The organism is [Flexibacter] sp. ATCC 35208, assembly GCF_001975825.1.
In the GTDB taxonomy this organism is placed as follows: domain Bacteria; phylum Bacteroidota; class Bacteroidia; order Chitinophagales; family Chitinophagaceae; genus Chitinophaga.
Window position 1 is genome coordinate 133,438 of sequence record NZ_MTKN01000019.1, and the last position, 9,253, is coordinate 142,690.

At 45.0% G+C, this 9,253-nt stretch carries 7 protein-coding genes; 4 read left to right on the forward strand and 3 right to left on the reverse strand.

Going from position 1 to position 9,253, the window contains the following annotated elements:
* Window positions 1-18: 18 nt before the first annotated feature.
* The 3 genes from BW716_RS14210 to BW716_RS14220 all read left to right on the forward strand — a co-directional run bounded on the left by BW716_RS14210 (window position 19) and on the right by BW716_RS14220 (window position 5,546).
* Complete coding sequence (locus BW716_RS14210; protein WP_179091132.1) at window positions 19-1,488, forward strand: RagB/SusD family nutrient uptake outer membrane protein; 1,470 nt, start codon at window positions 19-21, stop codon at window positions 1,486-1,488.
* Between the two features lie 99 nt (window positions 1,489-1,587).
* The gene (locus BW716_RS14215) at window positions 1,588-3,930 is read left to right on the forward strand and encodes a glycoside hydrolase family 3 N-terminal domain-containing protein (protein ID WP_083723231.1); all 2,343 of its coding nucleotides are present in this window, start codon (window positions 1,588-1,590) and stop codon (window positions 3,928-3,930) included.
* Window positions 3,931-4,121: 191 nt separating this feature from the next.
* Window positions 4,122-5,546 (forward strand): glycoside hydrolase family 30 beta sandwich domain-containing protein, encoded by a 1,425-nt coding sequence (locus BW716_RS14220; protein ID WP_083723242.1) that lies wholly within the window; start codon window positions 4,122-4,124, stop codon window positions 5,544-5,546.
* Between the two features lie 352 nt (window positions 5,547-5,898).
* Here the strand turns inward: BW716_RS14220 and BW716_RS14225 are convergent, their stop codons facing one another.
* Window positions 5,899-6,528, reverse strand: coding sequence for an HAD family hydrolase (locus BW716_RS14225; RefSeq protein WP_083723232.1), 630 nt, complete (start codon window positions 6,526-6,528; stop codon window positions 5,899-5,901).
* Between the two features lie 125 nt (window positions 6,529-6,653).
* Window positions 6,654-8,048 carry a DHA2 family efflux MFS transporter permease subunit gene (locus tag BW716_RS14230; protein ID WP_083723233.1) on the reverse strand — a complete coding sequence of 465 codons (1,395 nt, stop codon included), beginning with the start codon at window positions 8,046-8,048 and terminating at the stop codon, window positions 6,654-6,656.
* Window positions 8,049-8,118: 70 nt separating this feature from the next.
* Between BW716_RS14230 and BW716_RS14235 the strand changes: the two genes are divergently transcribed.
* A complete protein-coding gene (locus BW716_RS14235; protein ID WP_083723234.1) occupies window positions 8,119-8,820 on the forward strand; it encodes an SMUG2 DNA glycosylase family protein in 702 nt (233 codons plus the stop codon).
* 174 nt (window positions 8,821-8,994) lie between these two features.
* Here BW716_RS14235 and BW716_RS36765 read toward each other — a convergent pair.
* The coding region (locus tag BW716_RS36765; protein WP_179091133.1) for a hypothetical protein at window positions 8,995-9,253 on the reverse strand (259 nt) is incomplete at its 5' end.

Sequence of the window (9,253 nt, forward strand, 5' to 3'; positions counted from 1 at the left end):
CGCTTTAATCCTGGAAACATGAAAAAACAACTCTTATATACGCTTTCTTTCGCCATGGCATTTACTGCCTGCAAAAAGAGCTTTCTTGATAAAACACCTGAATCTGACCTGAGCACCGGTAGCTTTTATGCCTCTGCTACTGATGCGGAAGAGGGATTGACCGGTGCTTACCGCACCATGGCCAATGGTAACTTCTTCCAGTACGATAACCTGATGAATACAGATGGTCGTTCTGACAACTGCTATGTAAACGGTGATAACACTTCGGCAGAGCAACCATTGGAGATGTTTACCTATGTGGCGACAAATACCAATATCCAGCGTGACTGGCAGGAACTATACAACAATATCCGTGCAGTGAATGCTGTGCTGGATGCAGTACCCGGCCTGAATTCCGACGAATGGGCAGGTACCACCCGCAAAGCGCAGATACTGGGTGAAGCCCGTTTTCTGCGTGCCATGAACTACTACTGGTTAGTGACAGAGTGGGGCGATGTACCGCTGATTACATCAGAAGATAACGGTGGTGACTATTATCCTTCCCGTGCTACCAGCACCGAAGTATATGCACAGATCATCACAGACCTGGTGTATGCAGATAGTACTTTAAATACTACTCCTTATAATGGCGAGTATGGCCGTGCAACCCAAGGTGCTGCCGATGCCATGCTGGCAAAGACTTATGCGCAGATGGGGGACTATACTAACAGTCTCGTCTATGCGAATAAAGTGATCAGCAGCGGTACCTATTCATTAGTAGGTAACTATGCCAACTTATGGGGCGCTGCGAATAAGAACAACAGTGAAGCGATCCTGGAGATTCAGTATTCAGGTAGTACGTACAGCTTTTGGGGGGTGGAGATGTTTGCATATGTAGCATCTGATCAGTGGGCAAAACGTAACATCGGTTCTTATGATCTGATTCAGGCATTCAAAGCAGCTGGCGATACGGCGGGAGCACGTTATACTGCCACGTTCAACTGGCAGATTGCCAATGCGAGTTTTAACAGTCCGGCAGCGGCCTGGGAATATACCGAAGCAATTCCGTTTATGAACAAATGGCCTGATCCAAGTGGGTGGAATAGTACTGATAATATTACCTTATTAAGATTGGGGGATATTATTTTGTTGGCAGCAGAAGCAAATAACGAGTTAGGCAATACAGCCACCGCTATCACCTTGCTGAATCAGATCCGTACCCGTGCAGGTCTGGACAATACTACTGCGACTACGAAGACTGACCTGGCCACCGCCATCCTGAATGAAAGAAGACTGGAACTGGTGAACGAAGGTACCCGCTGGAATGACCTGATGCGTGCAGAGAAAAACGGGTATGTGAATGTGGTGACCCTCATGAACAGTCAGAAAGATGAATCCGGTACCACCATCAATTATGGGGTGAATACTGACAAGCATCAGTATTTGTTCCCGATACCGGAGCAGGACAGGTTGCTGAATAAGAATTTGACCCAGAATACAGGATATTAATCATTGTTTAACCTTTAAAAGGGGGCTATCTTCTCAGCGGGAATATGCTCAATTCCCGCTGAGAAATATATTCTATAGCGACTCTAAACACACAACAACATGGATTTTGGAAAACGTCTGCTGACAGTTGCATTGGTGGGTGGCATGATATGCCCGCTCACAAAGGTGCACGCGCAGAAAAAAACAAAAGCAGCACCACCTGCCAAAGTGGTAGCTTATGATTCCGCGACGATAAATGCAAGGGTAGAAGCTTTGCTGGCAAAGATGTCACTCGAAGAGAAGGTAGGGCAGATGGCCCAGATTACGCTGGACGTAGTTGGGAAAGGCCCTAACCGTTTTGCGAGCTTTGACCCGCTGGTGATCGATACGGCAGAGATGCAGAAAGCACTGGTGAAGTACAAGATCGGCTCCGTACTGAACACTGCAAATAATAAAGCCCTGACCCCGCAAAGATGGTGGGAGGTTGTCAGCTATATTCAGCAGGTATCAATGAAAGGCAACGCCCTGCAGATACCCGTGATCTTTGGCATTGACGCGATTCATGGTGCGACCTATACAGCAGGCGCCACCTTGTTCCCGCAGCAGATTGCACAGGCAGCTACCCGCAACAGGGCGCTGGTACGCAAAGGTGCAGAGATCACTGCATACGAAACAAGGGCCAGTAATACCCCATGGGTATTTTCTCCGGTGCTGGATTTAGGTGGAGATCCCCGTTTTCCGCGTATATGGGAATCATTTGGTGAAGACCCTTACCTTGGTGCACAGATGGGACATGAAATCGTAAAAGGCTATGAAGGGGAGAAGAATGATGTGAATGATCCAACCCATGTAGCTGCGAGTATCAAGCACTTCTTAGGTTATCAGGCACCCGTATCCGGCAAGGACCGTACACCTGCGAACATCAGCAAACAACAGCTGTATGAATACCACCTGCCAGCTTTCAAAGCCGGGGTAGAAGCAGGAGCACATACCATTATGATCAACTCTGGTCAGATCAATGGTATACCTGTACATGCGAACTACGAAATTCTGACGAAATTACTGAAGGAAGAACTGGGCTTTAAAGGACTGGCGGTGACTGACTGGGCAGATATTGAAAACCTGTACCGTCGTGATCATATAGCAGGTAGCGATAAAGAGGCGATCATGCTGGCTATCAATGCTGGTATTGATATGTCCATGATTCCTTACAACTATGAACCATTCTGCGAAGGACTGGTTGAATTGGTGAAAGAAGGAAAGGTGCCACAGGCAAGAGTGGATGATGCAGTGCGTAGAATACTGCGTGTAAAGTTTGAACTGGGCCTCTTTGAGAAACCGGTTACTAACTACAAAGACTATCCTTTATTTGGTAGCAAAGAGTTTGAAAAAGCATCTTATGATGCAGCAGCAGAAGCGATTACGTTGCTGAAGAATGAAGGTAATGTATTGCCATTAACAAAGGGGGCTAAAATACTGGTCACTGGCCCGAACGCAAATGATATGCGTACACTGGATGGTGCGTGGAGCTATAGCTGGCAGGGAGAAAAGGTACCCCAGTTTACGGCTCAATACAATACCATCCTTGCCGCTTTGAAAAAGAAAGCAGGTGCAGAGAATGTAACTTACATTCCTGGTGTGAGCTACAAGGCTGATGGCAAGTGGTACGAAGAAGCGCCTGATCGGCTGGCAGATGCAGTAGCTGCTGCGCAACAGGCGGATGTGATAGTATTGTGTCTGGGTGAAAACTCATATGCAGAAAAACCGGGTGACCTGAATGACCTGTATATCGGCGATGACCAGACCAAACTGGCACAGCAACTGATTGCGACTGGTAAACCAGTAGTGTTGGTACTGACAGAAGGTCGTCCGCGTATCATCAGCAAGTTTGAGCAGGGAGTGAAAAGTGTGGTACTGGGTTATCTGCCCGGTAATTTTGGTGGCGATGCGATAGCAGATGTGTTGTATGGTGATGTGAATCCATCCGGTAAATTGCCGTATACGTATCCACGTTATCCAAATGCGCTGATAGGGTATATTCATAAGCCATCAGAAGAGCAGACAAAGGCAGAAGGGGTGTATAATTATGAAGCAGATTACAATCCGCAGTATACATTTGGTACAGGGTTGAGCTATACGACTTTTGAATACAGCAACCTTAAAGCTGAGGTGGCGAACCGTGTGGTGCGCGTAACAGTAGATGTGAAGAATACGGGTAGTAAAGCCGGTAAAGAAGCAGTAGAAGTGTATACATCTGATTTGGTAGCGACATTGATTTCGCCTGATGTGAAGAGACTGCGTGGGTTTGAGAAGATTTTGCTGCAGGCAGGGGAGAGTAAGACAGTGACATTTGATATTCCTGTAGAGCAGTTAGCATTTGCAGGTGTGGATGGCAAGCCGGTATTGGAGCCGGGTGATTTTGAAGTGCATGTGGCGAAGCTGACCGCGAAGTTTAAGTTATAAACTATGTGGTGGATTTGCCAGCAGGTTAGGTTATGATAAGTGTGGCTAAGCTGACCGCGAAGTTTAAGTTATAAACTATGTGGTGGATTGGCCAACAGGTTAGGTTATGATCAATGTGGTAAATTTGCCAACAGGCTAAGTTATAATTCATGTGGGGGCCGGTACGGCCCCCATTTCTCAACTTTCCTATCATGAAGTTATGGTTGTATGCCGGATGCTTAGCATCGGTACTGGGCGGCTGTACCCAGAAAAATGAGAATGCACGTGTTTTCCTTACTACAGGAGACGAAAAACAGTTATTTCAGGAGCAGGCTTTTCTAAAATCGGAGAAGGACACCGCATTGTTAAATTTAAAAATTGACACCAGTCAGCAGTACCAGGAGATAGAAGGATTTGGTGCGGCTATGACCGGGTCATCGGCATATGTGATGCAGCAATACATGACAGCACCTAAGCGCAAAGCACTGCTCGATGAATTGTTTGATGCAGAAAAAGGGATCGGGATAAATTATATCCGGCTGTCAATAGGCGCATCTGATTTCTCTCTTTCGCCTTATAGTTATGACGATATGCCTGCGGGTGAGCGGGATGATAGTCTGGCGCATTTTAGCATAGCAAAAGATACGGGTGCTTTGATCCCTGTACTAAAAGAGGTGGTGGCAATTAACCCTCGTATCCACATCATGGTAACTCCATGGAGTGCACCGGGATGGATGAAAACCAGTGACAAGCTGGAAGGTGGTTCATTAAGACCGGATGCTTATGCTGCATATGCCTCCTATTTTGCAAAATATATCCAGGCCTTAGGTGCTGAAGGCATCACCGCAACCAGTCTGAGTGTACAGAATGAGCCGCAATACGAAGCGGCCTATCCTACCATGAAGATGACGGCGCCTGAACAGTTAACCTTTATTAAGGATCATTTAGGACCTGTATTACAACAAAAAGGTATCCATACAGATATATTATTGTTCGATCATAACTGGAATAGCCCGGAATACCCGATTTCTATTTTAGACGATACGGTGGCTGGGAAGTACGTAACTGGTGCAGCTTTCCATTGCTATGAAGGTGCAGTAGGTGCTATGAGTCTGGTACATGCCGCGCACCCTGACAAGGGGTTATATTTCACAGAGTGTTCCGGTGGGAGCTGGGCGCCTGACTTTGGAGGCAACCTGAAATATATGGTGGGCAATCTACTGATAGGCACCGTCAATAACTGGTCAAAGAACGTATTACTCTGGAATATGGCGCTGGATGAAAATAACGGTCCTACGACCAATCAGCCTGCACAGGCAGGGGAGAAGGTGAACAAGGGGTGTATGAACTGCAGAGGGGTGGTAACGGTTCGGTCAGACAGCGGGACGGTGACAAAGAATGTAGAGTACTATGCGCTGGCGCATTTCAGCAAATTTGTACGGCCCGGGGCGAAAAGGATCTATTCATCACATCCTGAGGGGGTGGAAAATGTGGCGTTTTTAAATAAAGATGGTAGCCGGGTGCTGGTAGCGCTGAATAGCGGGGAGGAGGCAAAGGCTTTTTCTGTGCAGGATGGGGCGCGGGTGTATAAATATGAGCTAAAGGCAGGAGCAGTAGTGACTTTGGTGTGGAAGTAGTTGTATCGGGAAGCATTTCTGTACAGGAATGCTTCCCGATAAAATTACACGGTTCGTGGGATATTATATATATGCGGTCCAACATATATTTGTAATACTACTTAAATAATCTTCTATTACGTTGATTTGCACCCCCTTTAGCCTTCCGGTTGTCGGGAGGCTCTTTTTTGGGAGGGGAGAAGCCCTCGTTATATTAATAACCTTCGTGCCTTTTGCCGTTAGATTCTTTTTTGGGGATGAGAAGCCCACGTTACATTAAGGACTCTTCTGCCTTTTGCCGTTAGATTCTTTTTTGGGAGGGGAGAAGCCTCATTACATTAATAACCGTCCTGCCTTTTGCAGTGCGATATTTTTATTGAGGAGGAAGTTCAAGTCCCCATTCCTTCAATTTCTCAACTGTCTTTGTATAATTCTCATGCAAAAGCCCATTAATCCCCAGCCCTTCAGCAACATGAATAAACATTGCACGGTCCTCAAGGTATAATACCTCCTGTGGTTTTACAAGCGCAATATCCAGCGCCATTCGCCATATATCAGCATCAGGCTTGCGGAAATGCACAAAACAGGAAGAAATAAAGAAATCTACAAATTTATCAATGCCGAAAGTCCGTATGCGGTATTCATTCAGTTCTCGTCCTTCATTGTTGACAATCGCGATCTTCAGTTTATAATGATCCTTTAACTGACAGATAAGGTCTATCATTTCGGGATAAGGAGTCGTACGGCTGTACATGAACTCCTTAAAATCATTCCTTGTAAACTCCCTGTGTTCGTAAAAGACAATTCTTGTCAGGTATTCATCCAGCGTGAGCTTGCCTTCTTCGTAAGTATCGAAGGTAAGGTGGTGGCGTTCTTCCAGTTCTATAATATCCAGGTTAAAGATCCTGGCTGCCTCTTTACGGGCTGCACGGTCCCAACCGTTGCTTAATAATACCCCGCCGATGTCCAGGAATAGCGTCGTAATCTTTGCCGAGTGCTGCATGGTTTTGAAATTAAGGTATAAAAATGTGCGCAGATGTAATTTATGAAATTCCTCTATGTGAATGTGCGAGGATGTGATTTATAACTTTTCTCTATCTATTCCCTTTCCCCTCTTAATCCCTGCATTCACTTAACCGGCCGTTTCACAAAATTTGGTAGCTTCAAAGCAATAGGTACGGTCATCACTACCAATACAGCTGCTATAAAGAACGTATCCTGTATGCCGTAATGATGCGCCACAACTTCCGTATATCCTTTCCCATCAGTATAATATCGCATAATGTATTGCTGAAGCAACCCACTAAATGCAATACCAATAGTACCACTTAATTGTTGTAATAATGAAAACATAGATGATGCCTGCGTGACTTCTTCCGGAAGAACTGCACTCATAGCAGCGGAGGTAATAGTCGACACCAACAAACCAATACCAAGCCCTCTCACGACCATGGCAGCAATGATAGGAAATAAAGCAGGTGTATTTAATTGTGAAAGCTGTATCATAGATATAGCAACTAATATAAGCCCCGCTATGATCAATCTTCGTGGTCCAATTTTATCAGACAGCGATCCGGCAATAGGTGTGACCAGCGCCATCACCGCTGAGAAAGGTAAAATTAATAACCCTGATGCAATTTCAGTAAACCCAATTTGCCCCTGTAATAAGAAGGGCAGAAGAAACAAACCACCAAAGATAGCAACCGATCGCACACAGGTGATTAAGATACAATAAGTATAGATCCTGTGCCTGAAAATATGCAGGTTAAATAGCGCCTGCGGATTCGGTAAACTGCGCCGGATAAATACAACAATTGCGATAATACTGACAATAAAAGGTATCCATACCCCCAGCGATGTAAGCCCTTTAGCTGGCAATACAGCGATAGCATACTGGAACAACACAATAAAGACAGTAAAAAGTCCGAATCCACTGGCGTCAAACCGAGCAGGCTGGCGAACATTAGCCTTTAAGAACCGTAAACTATATGCTGCGATGCCGATGGTCAGAATACCAATCGGCAAGTTGATATAAAATATCGAAGGCCAGCCATAAAGGTTGGTCAGCGTACCTCCTAAAGTCGGTCCTATGGCCGGTCCGGCAATACTACCCAGCGACCACCACCCCATGACTTTACCTCTTTCTTCTGCTGGAAAGACCAACGTCAATATCGCCATGGCAGTAGGCGTAATTGCACCGCCGCCGAAGGACTGTATAGCCCTGGCCGCAATTAGTTCCGGCAGACTGTTGGAGATCGCACATAATAAGGAGCCGAAGGTAAAGATCGACAAACTGATCAGGTACAATGCATAAAAACCGATCTGTTCTTTGAGCCAGGTGGTGAGGGGCATAAACACACAGAAACCTAGCATGTAGGCTACAATCACCCATTCTATTGCATCCAGCCCAACCCCAAATTGAGTGCTCATTGTGGGGAGGGAAACATTCACGATACTACTGTCTATTCCCGCCATAAAGGTTCCCAGGATGAGGGGGAACAGGATTCCAAAACGTTGCTTCATGTACAACTAAATTATTAATTATTTTCTTTTTGCGAAATACCAACTTCTGCTTATTGCTTATTTTCGCATCATGAAAAAGACCTTCGCCGATCACGTCATCGATTTTAATACCCACCTACAATATACAGGTAAGCTACCCAAAGGCATCCGTATTATGAATCCATTTCGTGAACAGCCGCAGGTCATGGATATCATGAAACAATTCTACCGCCGGTTTTATGGAGACCAACACCCGAGGCAGATTATCATGGGCATTAACCCAGGTCGCTTAGGTTCCGGATCCACAGGCATTCCATTTACAGATACCAAACGGTTGCAGTCAGTTTGCGGTATATCCATTTCCGGTATACAAACACACGAGCCATCATCAGTGTTCATTTATGATGTAATTGCTGCATATGGCGGGCCGGAGCAATTTTATCATGATTTCTATTTTGCCTCCGTATCCCCATTGGGATTTACGGCCGTAAAAGAGGATGGGACAGAAATTAATTATAACTACTATGACAGTGCGGAGCTGACAAAGGCGGTGTATCCTTTTATGGTGGAGAATATAAAAAAACAATTGGAGTTTGGGGTGGATAGAAATGTGTGTTATTGTTTAGGAACGGGAAAGAATAGCCAGTTTTTAATCAAATTAAATGAGAAAGAGGGGTTCTTTAAGAAAATAGTTCCCTTGGAGCATCCAAGGTTTGTAATGCAGTATAGGGCGAAAAGGAAACAGGAATTTATTGATAAGTATCTGGAACGCTTTGAAGAAAATGCTCATTAACCTGTCATCACGAGACTATAAAATATATTGTGTAGACTCCTTACCCATTGTTTGAAACCCTGTCGGGATGGGGAAGGGGGAATGGCGCGGCAGCAGTGCCTTCCCCGGTTTTTGGGCCTATTGAGATCATTCACAACCATAGGCCATTAACACAGGAAATTTTACTGTCTCAAATCAAACCTGCCAATTATTACCTAAAAATTCTAATAACTGATTACCCAGAATGTAAACCTTTGTAACATTCAATTCTGGAAAATAATGCTCTTTATGTTTATCACAACGTTTTGCATTATTAATTTTGATTTCCACTCTTGGTGTTAATCTGTTAAAATAACTAGAATAATCATCTTCCCTCACCCCCTCTGCTACAATAATAAATTTGCGACAATCTCTATGTGGATTCCCTTTTTTATAACGAAGTTGTTTACACTTT

Excerpts from the sequence above, each read along its gene's own strand:
- BW716_RS14210 (WP_179091132.1), top strand. The coding sequence starts at position 19 with ATGAAAAAACAACTCTTATATACGCTTTCTTTCGCCATGGCATTTACT.
- BW716_RS14215 (WP_083723231.1), top strand. The coding sequence starts at position 1,588 with ATGGATTTTGGAAAACGTCTGCTGACAGTTGCATTGGTGGGTGGCATG.
- BW716_RS14220 (WP_083723242.1), top strand. The coding sequence starts at position 4,122 with ATGAAGTTATGGTTGTATGCCGGATGCTTAGCATCGGTACTGGGCGGC.
- BW716_RS14225 (WP_083723232.1), bottom strand. The coding sequence starts at position 6,528 with ATGCAGCACTCGGCAAAGATTACGACGCTATTCCTGGACATCGGCGGG.
- BW716_RS14230 (WP_083723233.1), bottom strand. The coding sequence starts at position 8,048 with ATGAAGCAACGTTTTGGAATCCTGTTCCCCCTCATCCTGGGAACCTTT.
- BW716_RS14235 (WP_083723234.1), top strand. The coding sequence starts at position 8,119 with ATGAAAAAGACCTTCGCCGATCACGTCATCGATTTTAATACCCACCTA.